Raw genomic sequence first — 17,067 nt, 5'->3', positions numbered from 1 at the left:
CCCAGGCGCGACGGGCTTTCTCGCCTGCTAGGGCTTGTGCAAGGCTGGCAGCTGGCCCGCCAGGAAGCGACCGAAGCCCAGCTGCCTGCCCAGTTCTGCGGGGAACTCGGCGCCACGCCGGTAGGCGATGCGGCCGTTGATCAGGGTGGCGTCCACCGCCGCGTCGTTGCGCTTGACCACCCGCTCCAAGCCGAGCACTTCCATGGGCGCTTCATGCATCTCATCCAGCTCGTCGGTCAGCCCGGCCGGGTTGACGATCACCACATCGGCGCGGTCGCCGACGCGGATAGTGCCGGCCTCCACTCCGATGAAGTCGGCCAGCTCGCCGCTCAGGCGGTGCACGGCGCGGCCCATGTCCATGAACGGCGTGCCGGCCAGTTCGGCGTCACGCACGTACTTGAGGAAGCGCAGCGGAAAGTTGTACTGGGCAATCGAGCGCAGGTGCGCACCGGAGTCGGCGAAGCCCGGCTGGGTCCAGGGGCTGGCCAGCAGCTTGTGCATCACCGGCAGGCGCTGGTTGCCGTAGCAGGTGCTCCACTTCAGCGCCTCGCGGTACTGGCAGGCCAGCTCGAAGTAGGCGTCCACCGGGTCCAGGCCGCGGGCGGCGCCGAGTTGCTTGAAGTTCTTGCCGACCAGGCTGGCGTCCGGGCACTCGGTCACCCAGCAGTCGGAGAAGTCGCGGTGCCACAGGCCCTTGGTCAGCACGGCCTTGACCTGCTTCTTGAACAGGGCGCGGAACTCCGGCTCCAGGACCTTGGCGTACAGCTCGTCCGGGTCCTTGATGTTGCGCAGGATCTCGCCGGCGCCGAACTCCTCGAAGGCGTTCACGTTGAGCCCTTCCAGGCGCAGGGTGAAGGGCGCCGGCAGGGTCTGCCAGCGGAAGTGACCGCGCAGCACGCGGTTGGCCAGCCAGCCGGAGAGGCGGGTGAAGCGGTGCAGCAGCGGCTGCGACTTGAGGTCCAGGGCGGTGAGCATCGAGCACTTCAGCGGTTTGCGGAACCAGCCGTGGGCCTGGTACAGGAAGGCGAACACGTTGACCTTGGTCACCGCGTCTGGCGCGCCCTGCAGCACCGCGCCGCGACGGCGCAGTACGGCGAACAGGCGCGAGAACTCGGTCCAGCTGGCGAAGGTCGACGGTAGCGGGCTGGACCAGGCGCGGTCGCCGTCCATCTTGTCGAGTTTGGTGGTCATCACCGATAGGCCGATGCAGCCGGCATCCAGCGCTTCTTCCAGCAACTGCTCCATGCGCTGCAGCTCGGCTTCGGTTGGCTTGATCTTGCGGGTGGCGCGCTCCAGGCCGAGCACCGCCACGCGCAACTCGGAATGGCCGAGGAAGGAGCTGACGTTCGGCCCCAGCGGGTGCTGGTCGTAGAAGGCGCGGTAGCCGGCGGCGTCGCGCCAGGTCTTCTTCTGTTGCAGGATCGGCAGCACGTACTCGCGCGGCACCGCCTCGACGCGGGTGAACAGGTCGGAGCAGTCCTCGGCATCGGCCAGCACCATGCTGATCGAGCAGGAACCGATGGTCACGCTGGTCACGCCGTGGCGCACCGACTCCTTCAGCGCGGGGGCGGCGATCACTTCGGCATCGTAGTGCGAGTGGATTTCCAGGAAGCCCGGGGTCACCCAGCGCCCGGCGGCATCCAGCACCTCGGGGCAGCCGTTCTCAATCAGCGGGCTGAGGCTGACCGCGTCGATGCGCCCGGCCTTGATGCCGATATGCCGCAGTGCGCCGGGTGCGCCGCTGCCGTCGAAGTACAGGCCGTTCTTGATGATGATGTCGTAGCTCATAGCATGCTCCAGGGCGACAGCAGCAGGGTGCCGGTGACCAGCAACAGGATGTAGATGGCGATGCGGAAGTGACGCTCGTCGAAGCGCCGGTGCAGGCGTTCGCCGGCCCACAGGCCGACCAGCAGCAGCGGGGCATAGACCAGCACTTGCGGCAGCGCCGGCAGCAGGCGGCCATCGACGAGGAAGGCCAGGGTCAGCAGGCTGTTGAGGGTGAACCAGACGCTGACCAGGGTGGCGCGAAAGCGCGCCTTGTCCAGGCTGGTGCCGGCCAGGCCGAACACCAGTAGCGGCCCGCCGGAGGCAAACAGGCCGTGGCTGAGGCCGGCGCCGAGTGTCAGCAGGCGAGTCAGCCACTGCGGCCGTACCGGCAGCGCGGCGGCATGGCGCAGGCGCCACAGTTCACGCCCGGCGAACCAGAGGATCAGCGCGCCGAAGCAGCGCTTGAGCAGCGCCTCGTCCAGGTACGGCAGCAGCAGGTAGCCGAGCAGGGTGCCGAGCAGCATGCCGGGCAGGATGGTGCCGAGCAGCAGCGGGCGGTCGATCTGTGCGCGGTGGCGCCAGACCAGGTAGCCGGTCATGCCGATATTCAGCGGCACCAGTACCGGCAGCAGCTGGTCGATCGGCAGTAGCAGGGCGCCAAGCGACAGGGCGATAACGATGCTGCCGAAACCGGTGACGGCTTCCAGGGTGTAGGCCAGCAGGATGAAGGCGCCGAGGGCGTAGGGAGCGAAGGCCATCAGTCCAGCTCCCCGGCAAAGCGCTGGCTCATCTGCCGGTAGTACAGCGCCGGCGCCACGCGCCAGAGCAGGCTGGCCAGCCAGCTGCCGCGATCGGGGAACAGGCGTTGCTGGCCGGCAGTCAGGCCCTTGAGGATTTCTCCGGCCATCCAGTCGGCGCCGCGCACCTTGCCGACGGTCGAGCGGGCATGGCCGGCCGGCTTGCCGTCGGCGCCGAGGGCGTTGCGGTCGATGGGTGTGTCGAGAAAGCTCGGGTAGACCATCAGCATCTGGATGCCGTCACGGGCGATTTCCGCACGCAGCACCTCGAAGGCCTGGCTCAGCGCGCTTTTCGCCGCGCAGTAACCGGCGCGGCCGAGTACCGGCATCCAGCCGGCCATGGAGCCGATGGCGACGACCTGGCCACGGCTTTCGCGCAGCAGCGGCAGGGCGGCCAGGGTCAGTTCCAACGGTGCGTGGTAGTCCACCGCCATGACCTGGCGAAACACCGCCGGGTCGGTGCGGGTGGTCGGCGAGCGGTGGGTGATGCCGGCATTGTTGAACAGCAGGTCGAGGCGGCCGAACACGGCGCGGCAGGCGTCGAGCAATTGGCGGTGCAGCGTGGGGTCGGTGATATCGCCGGACAGCCCCTCGACCCGTTCGCCGCCCAGTTCGGCAACCCGTGCGGCCAGGCCGCTGGCGTCGATATCGGTCAGCAGCAACTGGTCGCCACGGGCATGGCAGGCGCGCGCCAAGGCCCAGCCGAGGCCGCTGGCAGCGCCAGTGATCAGCACCACGCTCATGGCGTCACCTCCTGCGCAGGCGCTGGCAGTGCCGTACGGCGTGACCACAGCCAGGCCAGGCTGAGGCCCGAGACCAGATGCCAGCAGCCCCAGAACGCGGCGATCAGCAACATGCCGCTGGCCTGCGGGAAGAAGGTGAAGATGATCACCAGGCCCAGGGCCGAGTTCTGGATGCCGACTTCCAGGGTGATGGCGCGGCGGTCGGCGACCGGCAGGCGCGCTAGGCGTGCGCTGCCATAGCCCACCAGCAGCGCCAGGGCGTTGTGCGCCACCACCAGCCAGAAGAACAGGTGGAAGTGCTGGAGGAACTGTTCGAAGTTGCGGCTGAAGGCCAGGCCGACGAACACCAGCATCACCAGCAAGGCGAAGATGCGCAGCGGTTTTTCCACCTTGAGGGTGAGCGTGGGGAAGCGCCGGCCGACCATCATGCCCAGCAACAGCGGCACGCCCAGCACCAGCAGCACCATCAGCAGCAGGCTCAGGGGCTGGATCGAAATCTCGGTGAGCAGGGCGCGGGTGTGCGGGTTGAGCCAGGCATAGAAGGTGAAGTTGAGCGGCGTGAGCACGCTGGCCGCCAGACTGGAGACGGCGGTCATGCTCACCGATACCGCGACGTTGCCACGGGCCATCCAGGTCATGATGTTGGAAAAACTGCCACCGGGGCAGGCCGCCACCAGCATCATGCCCAGAGCCAGTTGCGGCTCGACGCGCAGCGCCCAGCAGGCCAGGCAGGTCAGTGCCGGCAGCAACAGGAACTGCGCCAGCAGACCGATCACCGGTGCTTTGGGTTCACGCAGGATGCGGCGGAAGTCCTCGGCGCGCAGGTCGAGGGAGACGCCGAACATCATCACCGCCAGGATGATGTTGATCAGGATCAGGCTGGACGGGTCGAACTGGATCTGTACTTCGCCCATCTCAGGCCTCCCGCGCCAGTGGCGCTGTGTTGTTGCTGAGTATCTGGGGCGCGAGGTCGGCGCGCAGCTCGGCGCTATGCGCCTTGAGCGCGGCGCGGTAGCTGTCCTTGTGCACGTAGTAGGCCATGCGTTCCAGCTGCAGGTAGGCGTAGCCGCCGTCCAGGCGCTGGCCGAAGCGTTGCTGTACCTGCTCGTGGAAACGCGCGGCCGAGGCATGGCCATCGAGCTGCCGGCGGATCACCAGGGCGACCAGCTCGGCTTGTTCGGCGCGGCCCTGCCAGCCGAGGCCGGAGGCTTCGATCATGCCGAGCATGAACAGGTCGCGGTGCAGCGGGTGGAATACGTTGAGGTACAGATGCGGCGCGCCGGCGTCCTGGGGCCAGTTCAGTTCGGCGCGGTCGATAAACGGATAGTCGAGCTTGTAGCCGGTGGCCTGGAGGATCAGGTCGTAGTCGGCCTGGCTGCCATCGGCGAAGGTCACGCTATGGCCATCGACCTTGCGGATATCGCCGCGCGGCTGGATATCGCCATGGCCGATATGGTGCAGCACCAGCGAGTTCATCACCGGGTGCGACTCGTACAGGCGGTAGTCCGGATCGGGCAGGCCGTACTGCGAGGGCTTGCCGAGCAGGGCGCGCACCAGCAGGCCATCGACCAACTGCTTGAGCCGGCGTGGCAGCTTGATCGCACCGCCGAAGGTGTCGGTGGGCTTGCCGAGGATGAACTTGGGCAGGAAGTGGTAGCCACGGCGTACCGACAGGTCGACCGAGGCGGCACGGTGTACGGCATCCACGGCGATGTCGCAGGCCGAGTTGCCGCAGCCGACCACCAGCACGCGCTTGCCGGTGAAGATGTTGGCCGACTTGTAGGCCGAGGAGTGCAGCAGCTCGCCGGCGAACGAACCGGGCAAGGCCGGCTGGTTGGGCGTGTGCAGGGTGCCGTTGGCGATCAGTACGCCGTCGAACTGCCATTCGCGCTGCTGGCCGGCACACTCGCTGAGCAGGCGCCAGCCCTGGTCGAGGCGCTCCAGTTTGAGCACACGGGTATTGAACTGGTAGTGCTGGCGCAGGCCGAAATGCTCGGCGTAATCGCGGAAGTACTGGCCGATCTGCTGGTGCCGCGGGTAGTGCGGCACTTCGTCGGGCATGGGGAATTCGGCGAAGGCGGTGGTGCTCTTGGACGAGATCAGGTGCGCCGACTCGTACATCGTGCTGTGCGGGTTGCTGATGTCCCACAGGCCGCCGACATCGCTGTGCAACTCGAAGCCGACAAAGGGAATAGCATGGCGTTGTAGCTGACGGGCAGCCGCCAGCCCTATGGGGCCGGCTCCGATAATGGCGTGCATGCAAGGCGTCTCGATTGTCTTTCTAGTGTTATTCCGTAAGCATATGCAGCCCTCCGCCTGCCGTAATGGCTCATTCGGGACTCCAGCTGGTTAATTCAGGACCATGAGCACTACGCCTTCCGTCACCGTGCATTACACCCAGGCCATTCTCCAGGCCGCCGAGCGCCTGGCCTTGCCGCTGCCGGCCGAGCTGCGCGAGTTGGGGCGTGAAGAGCGCATCCCGCTGGCGCGCCAGGACGCCCTGTGGGAGGCCTTCTGCACGGCGGCGCACGATCCTCTGACCGGCCTGCGCCTGGGCTGTGCCCTGCAGGTGGGGCATCTGGACATGGTCGGCGCCCTGCTGATGAGCTGCGAAACGGTCGGCGAAGCGCTGGAAGCCCTGCTCGAGTACTACCCGATAGTCGGCGAGGGCGGCGAGTTCAGCCTGCGCGACGAGGGCCAGCGCTTGTGCCTGGTCTACCAGCCGCAGTACCAGGTACGCCGTGCTGAACGGGTCGAGGCGGTGCTGGCCAGCCTGCTGCACATGACGCGCTGGATCACCGGCAGCAAGGTCAGCCCCTTGCTGCTGAGCTTTAGTCACCCGGCGCGCGGCAGCGAGGCCAGTTACGCCGAGCTGCTGGCCTGTCCGCTGCAGTTCACCGCCGCCGAAAATGCCCTGGTGTTCGCCGCCGCCGATCTGCAGGTGCCGCTGATCCAGGCCAATGCCCTGATGCGCGAACACCTGCGTGGCCTCGCCGACAGCCTGCTCGAGCGCCTGGGCACGCAGAGCCTGGCGGCGCGCGTGCAGCAGCTGCAACGGGCGCAACCGCGCTGGGGCAAGGAGCGCATCGCCGAGCAGCTGGAGCTGAGTGGCCGGCATCTCAACCGCAAGCTGGCCGAGGAGGGCACCTCGTTCAAGTTGCTGCGTGATCAGGTGCTGTACCAGATGGCCGAACAATTGTTGCGCGAGTCGCCACGCCTGAGCGAGGTGGCCGAACGTCTGGGGTTTTCCGATGAGAGTGCGTTCGCCAAGGCCTTCCGCCGCTGGAGCAGCATGACGCCGGGGCAGTTTCGTCAGGGGTTGGTGGAATGAGTGATTTGCGTGAAGAGCGGGTATTGGCCGAAGTGCAGGACCAGTTCGGTCTGGTTCGCGTGCTGGAAGTCGGCGATTACCGCTTCCTCGAGTTCGGCGATGCGATCGAGCAGAGCTGCGTGTTCACCCGCGACCCGAAGTGGCTGGAGTACGACTACACCCGCGCCATGTTCCTCGGTGCGCTGTGCCATGAGGCGCCGGAAACCGCGCTGTTTCTCGGCTTGGGCGCCGGCAACCTGACCCAGGCCTGCCTGAGCTTCCTGAGCCTGGACGATGTCGAGGTGATCGAGCTGCGCCCGGACGTACCGCGCCTGGCCATGCAGTACCTCGGCCTGGCCGATGACCCGCGTCTGACCATCCGCATCGGTGATGCCCTGGAGCTGCTCGATAGCGCCGAGTCGGCCGACCTGATCTTCCTCGACCTGTACACCGACACCGGGCCGGCAGTCGGTCACCTGGCCTGGAAGTTCCTGGAAAGCTGCCAGGCCAAGCTCAGTCCGGGTGGCTGGCTGGTGATCAATCAGTGGGGCACCGACGACGGCAAGCCGCTCGGCGCGGCGTTGCTGCGCGGTCTCTATCACCGCCATTACTGGGAAATTCCGGTGAAGGAGGGCAACGTCATCCTGCTGGTGCCGGCCGATCTGGAGCAGGTGCTGGAACCCACCGAACTGGCTGCGCGCGCCGCCGCCCTGGCGCCGCGCCTGGGCTACTCGCTGCAGCCCTTGATCGACGTGCTGCGCCCGGCCAGTTGAGGTCGGTGCCAGGGCGCTTTTAGGGCCTTCCTACTTCTCCACTTAGCGTGCCGCGGCGGCTCAACGGCCTTTGAAGTCACCGGGGCGGCGTTCGAGCATGGCGCGCACACCTTCCTGGGCATCTTCGCTGGCCATCAGCGTGGTCACCAGCGGATGCAGGTTGGCGATCGCTGCCTCTTCACCCTGTTGCACGGCCTGGCGCGCCGAAGCCAGGGTGGCGCGCACGCCCAGCGGTGCCTGGGCGGCGATGCGTTCGGCGAGCGCCAGGGCGCCGGGCAGCAGATCCTCCGGGCTGAACACTTCCTGCACCAGGCCCAGGCGATAGGCTTCCGCGGCATCGAAGGGGTCGCCGGTCAGCAGCCAGCGCATCGCATTGCCCCAGCCGGCGGCCTGGTGCATGCGCAGGGTGGCGCCACCGAACGGCAGGATGCCGCGCTGTACTTCCATCTGGGCGAAGCGGGTGTCGCTGGAGCACAGGTTGATATCGGAGGCCAGCATCAGCTCGATGCCGATGGTGTAGCAGTAGCCGCGGGCGGCGACGATCACCGGCTTGCTCACCCGTGGGCCGCCGAATACGCCCCAGGGGTCGCAGCCACCGGCGGGAATATGCCAGCCGGCGGCGAAGGTTGCCGCCACCTTGGCCAGGTCGAGGCCGGCAGTGAAGTGCTCGCCATGGGCAAACACCAAGGCCACACGCGCTTCGTCATCGCGCTCGAATTCGCCATAGGCCAGGCAGAGCTGATTGAGCATGTCGAGGTCGAAGGCGTTGCGCTTGTCGCTGCGGTTGAGCCCGATCAGCAGGGTCTGGCCACGTTTCTCGCGGCTGATGCGGTCGGTCGTCGGCTCGGCCATGGGGTGGCTCCAAATTCGCTAGAGAAGCTCTCTTTATAGTCAGCCCGCCGGCGGTCGTCCAAACGCATTGCCCGCCTGAATGGCAGGCTATGATCTGCAAGACGCGCGCCGCTTCTGTAAAAAATCTGCCACGTGGACAGCTTTTCCTGTATGATTCGCGCCCGGCCAAACTTGGCCGTCGTTCAGGTGGTTAAACTCACGAAGCGCTTGCTTCGGCAGCTTGTTCGCATAGCGAACTATCCTTGACGTTTTATTCATTTAGTTTTCGCAAATCCCCGCCTACACGGCTGCCAGGGTGACTTTCGGGTCCTACATGGCATGTGCAGCTTTGGAACTTGGGTCTTTGCGGATGCACCTAGAGGCAGACCCATGACCCAGGAAGTAACCGGCACTTTCGCCGAACTCGGCCTTCATCCTTCTATTCTCGCTGCGCTGACCGCGGTGGGTTACGAAGAGCCGTCCCCGATTCAATCCCAGGCGATCCCGGTGATCCTCGCCGGCCACGACATGATCGGCCAGGCGCAGACCGGTACCGGCAAGACTGCAGCGTTCGCCCTGCCGATCCTGTCGAAGATCGACCCGGCCAAGCGTGAACTGCAGGCGCTGATCCTCGCGCCGACCCGTGAGCTGGCCCTGCAAGTGGCCACCGCGTTTGAAACCTACGCCAAGCAGATGCCAGGCCTGAGCGTGGTGGCCGTCTACGGCGGCGCGCCGATGGGCCCGCAGCTCAAGGCCATCCGCATGGGTGCCCAGGTCATCGTGGCCACCCCGGGTCGCCTGGTTGACCACCTGAGCCGCAACGACCAGCTGCTGTCGACCATCAGCCACCTGGTGCTGGACGAAGCCGACGAAATGCTCAAGCTCGGCTTCATGGATGACCTGGAAGTGATCTTCCAGGCCATGCCGGCCAGCCGCCAGAGCGTGCTGTTCTCCGCGACCCTGCCGGCCTCGATCCGCACCATCGCCGAGAAGCACCTGCGCGACCCGAAACACATCAAGATCGCCGCCAAGACCCAGACCGTCTCGCTGATCGAGCAGGCGCACCTGATGGTGCATGCCGACCAGAAGGTCCAGGCCGTGTCGCGCCTGCTGGAAGTCGAGGAATTCGACGCCCTGATCGCCTTCGTACGCACCAAGCAAGCCACCCTGGACCTGGCCTCCGCGCTGGAAGCCAAGGGCTACAAGGTTGCCGCGCTGAACGGTGATATCGCGCAGAATCAGCGCGAGCGCGTCATCGAGTCGCTGAAGGACGGCCGTCTGGATATCGTGGTCGCCACCGACGTGGCCGCCCGTGGTATCGACGTACCGCGCATCACCCACGTACTCAACGTCGACATGCCGTACGACCCAGAGTCCTACGTGCACCGTATCGGTCGTACCGGCCGTGCCGGTCGCGTTGGCCGTGCGCTGCTGCTGGTGACTCCGCGTGAGCGCCGCATGCTGCAGGTGATCGAGCGTGTAACCGGGCAGAAAGTCGCCGAAGTGCGCCTGCCCAACGCTCAGCAGGTGCTGGATGCACGCATCAAGAAGCTGACCAACAGCCTGGCGCCGCTGGTGGCTGATGCCGAAGCCAGTCATGGCGAGCTGCTCGACCGTCTGGTCGCCGATATCGGCTGCACCCCGCGTGCCCTGGCCGCGGCCCTGCTGCGCAAGGCCACCAATGGCCAGTCGCTGAACCTGGCTGACGTCGAGCGCGAGCAGCCGCTGGTGCCGACAGTCAGCGCCCCGCGCGAACGTCGTGAGCGTGATGGCGAGCGCAGCAGCGGTGGCGATTTCGCCCCGCGTGAGCGTCGTGCCCCGGTGCCGCTGACCGAAGGCCGTGCCCGTTGCCGTACCGCCCTGGGCACTCGCGACGGCATCGCCGCGAAGAACCTGCTCGGCGCGATTCTCAACGAAGGTGGCCTGGCCCGCGAAGCCATCGGTCGTATCCAGATCCGCGAGACCTTCAGCCTGATCGAACTGCCGGAAGAAGGCCTCGACCGTCTGCTCGGCAAGCTCAAGGACACCCGCGTTGCCGGCAAGGCCCTGAAGCTGCGTCGTTATCGCGAGGATTAATCCTCGCGTGAATAAAAAAGCCCCGCCTAGTGCGGGGCTTTTTTATGGTGGAGCAGAAGCGCGCGGGTAGAACTGGTTGACGATTCGTGCATTCGTGCATTCGTGCATTCGTCCCGTAGGCCCTAGTCTTCGGCTGAGCCCCTTTCCGAGAGGAAAGGGCGTCTTTACAGGCGGAAACTCGCCATTTGTTTGGACAGGTCTACAGACAGGTTTCGCAGAGTCTGGCAATCCGCCTGGCAGCGCTGGGTATCGTTGACCGTGGAGTGCGCCAGGTCGGCGATACCCTGGACATTACGGTTGATCTCTTCGGTCACCGAGGATTGCTCTTCGGTGGCCGTTGCCACCTGATGGTTGAGGTCGCTGATGTGGCCGATCTGCTCGGCGATGGCGCCCAGCGACTGGTTGGTGCTCTGGCTGGCCTCAACGCCGCTGCGGGTCGCCTCGTGGCCGGCACGCATCGAACTCACCGCAGCCTCGGCGCCCGTTTTCAGGCGCTGGATCATCTGCTGAATCTCGTCGGTGGAGCCCTGGGTGCGGCCGGCCAGGGTGCGCACCTCGTCGGCCACCACGGCGAAGCCACGGCCCATTTCCCCGGCGCGGGCGGCTTCGATGGCGGCGTTCAGCGCCAACAGGTTGGTCTGCTCGGAAATGCCGCGGATCACGGCCAGTACCTGGTCGATGGAGGCCACTTGCTCGGCCAGTTCGCCGACTGCCTTGGCTGCCGAGCCAATGTCAGTAGCCATCCGCTCGATCTGTGTGGTGGACTGTTTGACCGCCTTGCTGGCCTGGCTGGCTTCCTCTTGGGCATTCTGCGAAGCCTGCGCCGCGCCGCCGGCATTGCGCGCGATTTCCTGCACGGTCAGGCCCATTTCATGCACTGCGGTGGCCACCAGGTCGGTCATCTCGTTCTGTTGATTGGCGCGTGCGGCGGTGTCTTCGACGACCTGGGCGATCTGCCCGACGGCGCTGACCAGTCGTTCGCCGGTCGCCGAGACTGCTCCGATCAGTGCCTTGAGCCTGTCGTTCATCATGCGGGTGCGCCCCAGCGCGCTGTCTTCTGCGGCGGGAGGGATACTGACGCCCAGGTTGCCCGAGGCGATTTCGTTCAGCACTCGCTCCAGGACTTCCGGCTTGGCGCCCAGTTGGGCCAGGGTCTGCTGGCGGCCGAGGTAGATCAGCAGGGCAACTTGCCCGATCAGCAGGATAAGGACGGCCACGAACAGGTTCTGCGCAGTGCTGAGCGCGTCTTCCGCAACCTCCACTTCGGCCTTCGTGCGCTCCTCCACCTGGACGAAGAACGCGTCCAGCGGCTTCATGATCTGCGCCTTGAACTGGTGATATTCCGGGCTGTGCACCAGGTTGCGCGCCATTTCGAGGTCGGGCTCTGCGGTCACCGTGTAGTTGCCCTGGTCGTCGGCGAATTTGCCTTTGACCGCGTTCATTGCCTTGACCTCCAGCTGCACCAGGCCGTCGGAGTTGGCCTGGGCTTCCTTGAGCTTGGCGAATTCGCTGTCGCTGAAACCGGCCTTGACCATCAGGTCCTGTAGCGACTCGGTCGCGCCGTTGGGGCGCGGCTGCGCTTCGCCGGCTGCGACGAAGTCCCAGTAGATGCGGTGGTAGTCCTGCGGTCGGGGCGCCTTGCCGTTGCGAATGTCGAGAATCCGCAGGTACTGGCGCTCGTATTCCGGATCGGCGGTGACCACATAGGTGCGCCCGAGGCGGGTCAGGTCGTCCGAGCTCTGGCGCAGCTCATCGGCCAGCAGATAGGAGTGGTAGCGTCGTTCGGCGACTTTTTCCGCGTCGGTAGCAGCTTGTCTCATCGCGAGGAAGGTGTAGAGCAGCCCGGCGAAGGTTACCGCGATGACGGCGATCTGGATGATTCCGGTGTTGTTGGCTTTTTTCATTGTTATGGCCACTCCTGCTGGTGATGCAATGTCTGTTAGTTGCTTCGGCAGTGCCGCTGTTTTATTGAATCCACGGTGAAGATTTCCCGGCGCGGTGTGGGCAACCGGCTGGTTCAGGCTTCCGTGCACAGTGCTTGCGGGTCCGCCACTGGTGCGGGCAGGCCGAGGGCCGCAGCGACTCGCGCCAGGCTGGTCTCGCCGCTGGGCGGCAGGTTGCTGGTGATAGGGCAGACCTGTCCCTGACTATTGTTCGGCTAGCGTGCCGCGAGCCTCTGCAGGCGCTGCTGGAAGTACTGACGGGGCAGCGACTTGTCACGGTTTGGCGGGAAAATTCACGCCCTTTATGTGGCTGTCGAATACCCGTCGCCTCGGCAGCCAGTCGTACCGCCAGGGGCTGTGGCGTGGGCGCGCTTGCTGTCGATGCAAGCGTAGCTGGCGGCGGGCGCTGTCGGTGAGAAAACGCAGGGTGTTGAGCAACTGGCCAAGACCCTGCTGGCTCAGTTGCCACAGGCCGCTGCTGTTGCTGATGAAGGAGTAAGCCCGCAGGGGAAGCGTGCGCTATCCCTGACTCAGGCGAAGCTGTAGATATCCATGCCCAGGGCGCCATAGGTGAAGCCGCTGTGCTCGACCTTGAAGGCGCCGCCGGCGCCGCCGGCGCCGCGGGCGAAGTACAGCGGTAGCAGGTGCTCGTCGCTCGGGTGATTGCGCCGGGCCTGCGGGGCCTGCTGGCGGTAATCATGCAGGGCGGCCTCGTCATCGGCCTGCAGTTTTTCCACCATCCAGTCGCGAAATTCCAGGGCCCAGGGCGTGATGGTCTGCGGGCCGGCGCGCCAGTCCAGTTCGCCGAGGTTGTGGGTGATGCTGCCGGAGCCGACCAGCAGCACGCCCTGCTCGCGCAGGCTGCTCAGGGCCTGGCCGACCTGGGTCTGCAGTGCTGGGCCGAGTTGGCTGGGTAGCGACAGTTGCAGCACCGGGATATCCGCTTCGGGATACATCAGCGACAGCGGCACCCAGGCGCCATGGTCGCGCGGGCGCTGTTCGTCCAGGCGCGCCGCCAGGCCGGCCTCGGCCAGCAGCTGCTGGGCCTGCCGGGCCAGCTCAGGCGAGCCGGGGGCTGGGTATCGCACGGCGTACAGCGGCGCGGGGAAACCACCAAAATCGTGCCAGGTGCGCGGTTGTGCGGCGCTGCCAAGCAGCAGTTCGTCGCTTTCCCAGTGGGCGGAAACCACCAGAATGGCGCGGGGTCTGGGTAGCTCGCTCGCCAGGCGGGCGAGGGCGGGGCCGCTGGCGCCGGGCTCGAGGGCCAGCATGGGCGAGCCATGGGAAATGAATAAACTGGGCAGCACGCTGAAGTCCTCCTGAATAGATTTGATCATTGATCAAGCGAGGTCGGGCTTCAAACGGGAAAAGCTGGGGTTTCTTATCGATTGAGTCGATTGAGTCGCGGAAAAGACAAGGGCAGCCGAAGCTGCCCTTGGTCGTGCTGCTGTGCAATCAGCCGCGCTGGCGCAGGGCCTGAATGCGCTGTTCCAGCGGCGGGTGGGTCATCAGCAGGCCGGCCAGGCCATTCTTCAGGCCGCCGTTGATGCCGAAGGCGGTCAGGCTGCTGGGCATCTCAACCGGGATGCCTTGCTCGGCACGCAGGCGCTCCAGGGCGCCTATCATCGAGCCGGTACCGGCCAGACGGGCGCCGGCTTCGTCGGCCTTGAACTCGCGTTTGCGCGAGAACCACATGACGATGATGCTGGCCAGTATCCCTAGAACAAGCTCGGCGAAGATGGTCGCGACGAAGTAGCCAATACCGGGGCCGCCTTCGTTCTTCAAAATCACCTTGTCGACGAAATTGCCGAAGATGCGTGCAAAGAACATCACGAAGGTGTTCACCACGCCCTGGATCAGCGCCAGGGTGACCATGTCGCCGTTGGCCACGTGGCCGATTTCGTGGGCCAGCACGGCTTTAACTTCATCAGGCGAGAAGCGTTCCAGCAAGCCCTGACTGACGGCGACCAGCGCATCGTTCTTGTTCCAGCCGGTGGCGAAGGCGTTGGACTCGTGGGCGGGGAAGATGCCGACTTCCGGCATCTTGATCCCGGCATCACGGGCCAGTTCTTCCACCGTCTGCAGCAGCCACTGTTCGTGGCGGGTGCGCGGCTGGGTGATGATCTGGGTGCCGGTGCTCATCTTCGCCATCCACTTGGAGATGAACAGCGAGATCAGCGAGCCGGCGAAGCCGAACACGGCGCAGAAGACCAGCAGGCTGCCGTAGTTCTGACCGGTGAAGCGATCGACCCCCAGCAGTTTGAGGGTGATGCTGGCGATGACCAGTACCGCCAGGTTGGTGGCCAGGAACAACAGAATGCGCATCATGGTGTGAAGCTACTCCTCGGAGCGAGAGATCATCAGGTTATGCCGGCTATATAGGGGCGCGGGGCCGGCATCTTCAACCCGGTGACTATTTCAAACTGTGTCCCGGGCTGGATTTAGAGCGCTTTCGAAGAGTAGGCGGGTGAGGCGGGCGACTTTCTCGCTGTTGTGCAGCGACAGTGCTTCACGCAGTTGCCAGGCCAGGGTGGCCTGCACGCGACGCACCGCCGGTGGTGGCGGGTTGTCGCCAGCGGGCAGGGCATGCGGCAGGCCGCGGCTCAGGCGCAGGAAGCCCTTTTCGCTGAGCACGGCCTGGTCGAGGGCGTCATAGCCGATGGTCGAGTCGTAACGCAGGTAGCCTTCCTCGGCCAGCCACAGCAGGGCGCCCAGGCAGCTCTGGTGGCGTTTGCTGGGCAGGCCGAACTCGTCCGGCTCCTCGCGGCCGATCAGGTCTTCCACATACAGCGCGATCTTGCGCGGGAAGGCCTGATACAGCAGGAGCATGCCGGCGGCGGCATCCTTGTAGAACTCGTCGATCTGCAGGTCCATGGCGGTCCTCTTGCAACTGAAAGCCAGCCGAGGTCTAGCGAGCGACAGGTCAGGCAAGGCAAAAATGGCTGAGGAAGCGGAGTTTACGATTTGTAAATGAGCATTCCGAAGCCATTTTTAACGCAGCATCACCGTCGCGCAGCAGACCGGGCTTATTGACGGTAGGACTTGAGGAAACTGCCGATCCGCCCGATGGCCTGCTCCAGGTCATCCACGCGTGGCAGGGTGACCACACGGAAGTGATCCGGCCACGGCCAGTTGAAGGCGGTGCCCTGGACGATCAGCAGTTTCTCCGACAGCAGCAGGTCGAGGACGAACTTCTCGTCGTTATGGATCGGGCAGACCTTCGGGTCGATCTTGGGGAAGGCGTACAGCGCGCCCATCGGCTTGACGCAGCTGACGCCTGGGATGTCGTTGAGCAGTTCCCAGGTGCGGTTGCGCTGCTCCAGCAGGCGGCCTTGCGGCAGTACCAGGTCGTTGATGCTCTGGTAGCCGCCCAGTGCGGTCTGGATCGCATGCTGGCTTGGCACGTTGGCGCACAGGCGCATGTTGGCCAGGATGTCGATGCCTTCGATGTAGCTCTGCGCCTTGTGCTTGGGCCCGGAAATGGCCACCCAGCCGGAGCGGAAGCCGGCCACGCGGTAGGACTTGGACAGGCCGTTGAAGGTCAGGCAAAGCACGTCCGGGGCCAGCGAGGCGGTGCAGATGTGCACGGCGTCGTCATACAGAATCTTGTCGTAGATCTCGTCGGAGAACAGCACCAGATTGTGCTGACGGGCCAGTTCGACGATTTCCAGCAGCACTTCGCGCGAGTACACGGCCCCGGTGGGGTTGTTCGGGTTGATCAGCACCAGAGCCTTGGTGTTCGGCGTGATCTTGGCGCGCATGTCGGCGATATCGGGGAACCAACCGGCCTGCTCATCGCACAGGTAATGCACCGGCTTGCCGCCTGAGAGCGCTACGGCAGCGGTCCACAGCGGGTAATCGGGTGCCGGGATCAGCACTTCGTCGCCGTTGTTGAGCAGCGCCTGCATGGCCATCACGATCAGTTCGGAGACGCCGTTGCCGAGGTAGATGTCCTCGATGCCGATGCCTTCCACCTGCTTCTGCTGGTAGTACTGCATCACTGCCTTGCGCGCGCTGAACAGGCCTTTGGAGTCGCTGTAGCCCTGGGCGGTGGGCAGATTGCGGATCACGTCCTGAAGGATTTCCTCCGGGGCTTCGAAACCGAACGGCGCCGGGTTGCCGATATTCAGCTTGAGGATGCGATGGCCTTCCTCCTCCAGGCGCTTGGCGTGCTTGAGCACGGGGCCGCGAATGTCATAGCAGACGTTGGCGAGCTTGTTCGATTTGCTGACCTGCATGATCCAGATTTCCCGGGAGAAAGCACCGCGATGGCGGCGGGTGGCATTGATCCTGCGCCTTGGCAGGTTGTAACGCTGCTGCCAGACTGGCGTCCAAAGAGGCACGCATGATACGTGCGGCCCGATGCCCGGAAAAGGTACAGGTCGGGCTTTTTTCTGCCACTGAGGTGTACCCCATGGAAAAGATCGAAAAACCCCTGGAAGCCTGGCGCGACGAGCTTTCCGACGAGCAGTTCCACGTCTGCCGGCTGGGCGGCACCGAGCGTCCCTTCACCGGTGAATACCACGACAGCAAGGTACCGGGTCTCTACCACTGCGCCTGCTGCGGTGAGGCGCTGTTCGACTCGGCTGCCAAGTATGACTCCGGCAGCGGCTGGCCCAGCTATTTCCAGCCGGTCAGCGGCGAGGCGGTCGCCGAGAAGGCCGACTTCAGCCACGGCATGCAGCGTATCGAGGTCAAGTGCGCCAAGTGTGATGCCCACCTGGGCCATGTCTTCCCGGATGGACCGCGGCCGACCGGGATGCGCTATTGCATCAATTCGCTGTCGTTGAAGCTGGTGCCGCGCGAGTAGCGCGCGTGGCTGGAAAA

The 17,067-nt window shown here is 65.3% G+C and carries 15 protein-coding genes; 4 read left to right on the top strand and 11 right to left on the bottom strand.

Features of this window, described 5'->3' with window-relative positions; translation table 11 throughout:
- Window positions 1-27 precede the first annotated feature (27 nt).
- From HNE05_RS11885 to HNE05_RS11865, 5 genes are read right to left on the bottom strand one after another with little or no spacing between them, the layout of a single operon-like run.
- Window positions 28-1,788: an N-acyl-D-amino-acid deacylase family protein gene (locus HNE05_RS11885; RefSeq protein WP_173207337.1), complete on the bottom strand. Its 1,761-nt coding sequence runs from the start codon at window positions 1,786-1,788 to the stop codon at window positions 28-30.
- A complete protein-coding gene (locus tag HNE05_RS11880; protein WP_173207334.1) occupies window positions 1,785-2,525 on the bottom strand; it encodes a sulfite exporter TauE/SafE family protein in 741 nt (246 codons plus the stop codon). The genes HNE05_RS11885 and HNE05_RS11880 overlap by 4 nt, the downstream gene beginning before the upstream one ends.
- Window positions 2,525-3,307, bottom strand: coding sequence for an SDR family NAD(P)-dependent oxidoreductase (locus HNE05_RS11875; RefSeq protein ID WP_173207331.1), 783 nt, complete (start codon window positions 3,305-3,307; stop codon window positions 2,525-2,527). The genes HNE05_RS11880 and HNE05_RS11875 overlap by 1 nt, the downstream gene beginning before the upstream one ends.
- Window positions 3,304-4,221: a bile acid:sodium symporter family protein gene (locus HNE05_RS11870; RefSeq protein ID WP_173207328.1), complete on the bottom strand. Its 918-nt coding sequence runs from the start codon at window positions 4,219-4,221 to the stop codon at window positions 3,304-3,306. The genes HNE05_RS11875 and HNE05_RS11870 overlap by 4 nt, the downstream gene beginning before the upstream one ends.
- A gap of 1 nt (window position 4,222) precedes the next feature.
- Complete coding sequence (locus HNE05_RS11865; RefSeq protein ID WP_173207324.1) at window positions 4,223-5,566, bottom strand: flavin-containing monooxygenase; 1,344 nt, start codon at window positions 5,564-5,566, stop codon at window positions 4,223-4,225.
- A 103-nt stretch (window positions 5,567-5,669) separates the two neighbouring features.
- Here HNE05_RS11865 and HNE05_RS11860 point away from each other — a divergent pair, with 103 nt between their 5' ends.
- Together HNE05_RS11860 and HNE05_RS11855 are read left to right on the top strand one after the other, a co-directional pair.
- On the top strand, window positions 5,670-6,638 hold the full coding sequence (locus HNE05_RS11860) for an AraC family transcriptional regulator (protein ID WP_173207321.1): 969 nt from the start codon (window positions 5,670-5,672) through the stop codon (window positions 6,636-6,638).
- Entirely contained in the window at window positions 6,635-7,390 is a 756-nt protein-coding gene (locus tag HNE05_RS11855; protein ID WP_173207318.1) for a spermidine synthase, read from the top strand. Before HNE05_RS11860 ends, HNE05_RS11855 begins: the two co-directional genes overlap by 4 nt.
- Before the next feature lie 60 nt (window positions 7,391-7,450).
- Here the strand turns inward: HNE05_RS11855 and HNE05_RS11850 are convergent, their stop codons facing one another.
- Window positions 7,451-8,242: a crotonase/enoyl-CoA hydratase family protein gene (locus tag HNE05_RS11850; RefSeq protein ID WP_173207315.1), complete on the bottom strand. Its 792-nt coding sequence runs from the start codon at window positions 8,240-8,242 to the stop codon at window positions 7,451-7,453.
- Between the two features lie 369 nt (window positions 8,243-8,611).
- Here HNE05_RS11850 and HNE05_RS11845 point away from each other — a divergent pair, with 369 nt between their 5' ends.
- Window positions 8,612-10,297, top strand: coding sequence for a DEAD/DEAH box helicase (locus HNE05_RS11845; RefSeq protein ID WP_173207312.1), 1,686 nt, complete (start codon window positions 8,612-8,614; stop codon window positions 10,295-10,297).
- A 164-nt stretch (window positions 10,298-10,461) separates the two neighbouring features.
- On the opposite strand, the gene HNE05_RS20675 is transcribed toward HNE05_RS11845, so the two are convergent.
- The 5 genes from HNE05_RS20675 to HNE05_RS11820 all read right to left on the bottom strand — a co-directional run bounded on the left by HNE05_RS20675 (window position 10,462) and on the right by HNE05_RS11820 (window position 16,478).
- The gene (locus tag HNE05_RS20675) at window positions 10,462-12,201 is read right to left on the bottom strand and encodes a methyl-accepting chemotaxis protein (RefSeq protein ID WP_173207309.1); all 1,740 of its coding nucleotides are present in this window, start codon (window positions 12,199-12,201) and stop codon (window positions 10,462-10,464) included.
- A gap of 569 nt (window positions 12,202-12,770) precedes the next feature.
- Window positions 12,771-13,547 (bottom strand): DODA-type extradiol aromatic ring-opening family dioxygenase, encoded by a 777-nt coding sequence (locus HNE05_RS11835; protein ID WP_173207306.1) that lies wholly within the window; start codon window positions 13,545-13,547, stop codon window positions 12,771-12,773.
- 148 nt (window positions 13,548-13,695) lie between these two features.
- The gene (gene htpX / locus HNE05_RS11830; protein ID WP_173207304.1) at window positions 13,696-14,568 is read right to left on the bottom strand and encodes a protease HtpX; all 873 of its coding nucleotides are present in this window, start codon (window positions 14,566-14,568) and stop codon (window positions 13,696-13,698) included.
- A gap of 90 nt (window positions 14,569-14,658) precedes the next feature.
- Complete coding sequence (locus HNE05_RS11825) at window positions 14,659-15,114, bottom strand: hypothetical protein (protein ID WP_173207302.1); 456 nt, start codon at window positions 15,112-15,114, stop codon at window positions 14,659-14,661.
- A 152-nt stretch (window positions 15,115-15,266) separates the two neighbouring features.
- Entirely contained in the window at window positions 15,267-16,478 is a 1,212-nt protein-coding gene (locus HNE05_RS11820; protein ID WP_173207300.1) for a pyridoxal phosphate-dependent aminotransferase, read from the bottom strand.
- A gap of 176 nt (window positions 16,479-16,654) precedes the next feature.
- On the opposite strand from HNE05_RS11820, the gene msrB reads away from it, so the two are divergent.
- Window positions 16,655-17,050: a peptide-methionine (R)-S-oxide reductase MsrB gene (gene msrB / locus HNE05_RS11815; RefSeq protein WP_173207298.1), complete on the top strand. Its 396-nt coding sequence runs from the start codon at window positions 16,655-16,657 to the stop codon at window positions 17,048-17,050.
- Window positions 17,051-17,067: the final 17 nt, after the last annotated feature.

The organism is Pseudomonas campi, from assembly GCF_013200955.2.
Taxonomy (GTDB): domain Bacteria; phylum Pseudomonadota; class Gammaproteobacteria; order Pseudomonadales; family Pseudomonadaceae; genus Aquipseudomonas; species Aquipseudomonas campi.
The sequence above is the reverse complement of the archived record's forward strand: the minus strand, read 5'-3'. Positions and strand labels throughout refer to the sequence as shown.

Bases quoted from the DNA above. Each gene is read 5' to 3' on its own strand.
- HNE05_RS11885 (WP_173207337.1), bottom strand. From the start codon at position 1,788: ATGAGCTACGACATCATCATCAAGAACGGCCTGTACTTCGACGGCAGC.
- HNE05_RS11880 (WP_173207334.1), bottom strand. From the start codon at position 2,525: ATGGCCTTCGCTCCCTACGCCCTCGGCGCCTTCATCCTGCTGGCCTAC.
- HNE05_RS11875 (WP_173207331.1), bottom strand. From the start codon at position 3,307: ATGAGCGTGGTGCTGATCACTGGCGCTGCCAGCGGCCTCGGCTGGGCC.
- HNE05_RS11870 (WP_173207328.1), bottom strand. From the start codon at position 4,221: ATGGGCGAAGTACAGATCCAGTTCGACCCGTCCAGCCTGATCCTGATC.
- HNE05_RS11865 (WP_173207324.1), bottom strand. From the start codon at position 5,566: ATGCACGCCATTATCGGAGCCGGCCCCATAGGGCTGGCGGCTGCCCGT.
- HNE05_RS11860 (WP_173207321.1), top strand. From the start codon at position 5,670: ATGAGCACTACGCCTTCCGTCACCGTGCATTACACCCAGGCCATTCTC.
- HNE05_RS11855 (WP_173207318.1), top strand. From the start codon at position 6,635: ATGAGTGATTTGCGTGAAGAGCGGGTATTGGCCGAAGTGCAGGACCAG.
- HNE05_RS11850 (WP_173207315.1), bottom strand. From the start codon at position 8,242: ATGGCCGAGCCGACGACCGACCGCATCAGCCGCGAGAAACGTGGCCAG.
- HNE05_RS11845 (WP_173207312.1), top strand. From the start codon at position 8,612: ATGACCCAGGAAGTAACCGGCACTTTCGCCGAACTCGGCCTTCATCCT.
- HNE05_RS20675 (WP_173207309.1), bottom strand. From the start codon at position 12,201: ATGAAAAAAGCCAACAACACCGGAATCATCCAGATCGCCGTCATCGCG.
- htpX (WP_173207304.1), bottom strand. From the start codon at position 14,568: ATGATGCGCATTCTGTTGTTCCTGGCCACCAACCTGGCGGTACTGGTC.
- HNE05_RS11825 (WP_173207302.1), bottom strand. From the start codon at position 15,114: ATGGACCTGCAGATCGACGAGTTCTACAAGGATGCCGCCGCCGGCATG.
- HNE05_RS11820 (WP_173207300.1), bottom strand. From the start codon at position 16,478: ATGCAGGTCAGCAAATCGAACAAGCTCGCCAACGTCTGCTATGACATT.
- msrB (WP_173207298.1), top strand. From the start codon at position 16,655: ATGGAAAAGATCGAAAAACCCCTGGAAGCCTGGCGCGACGAGCTTTCC.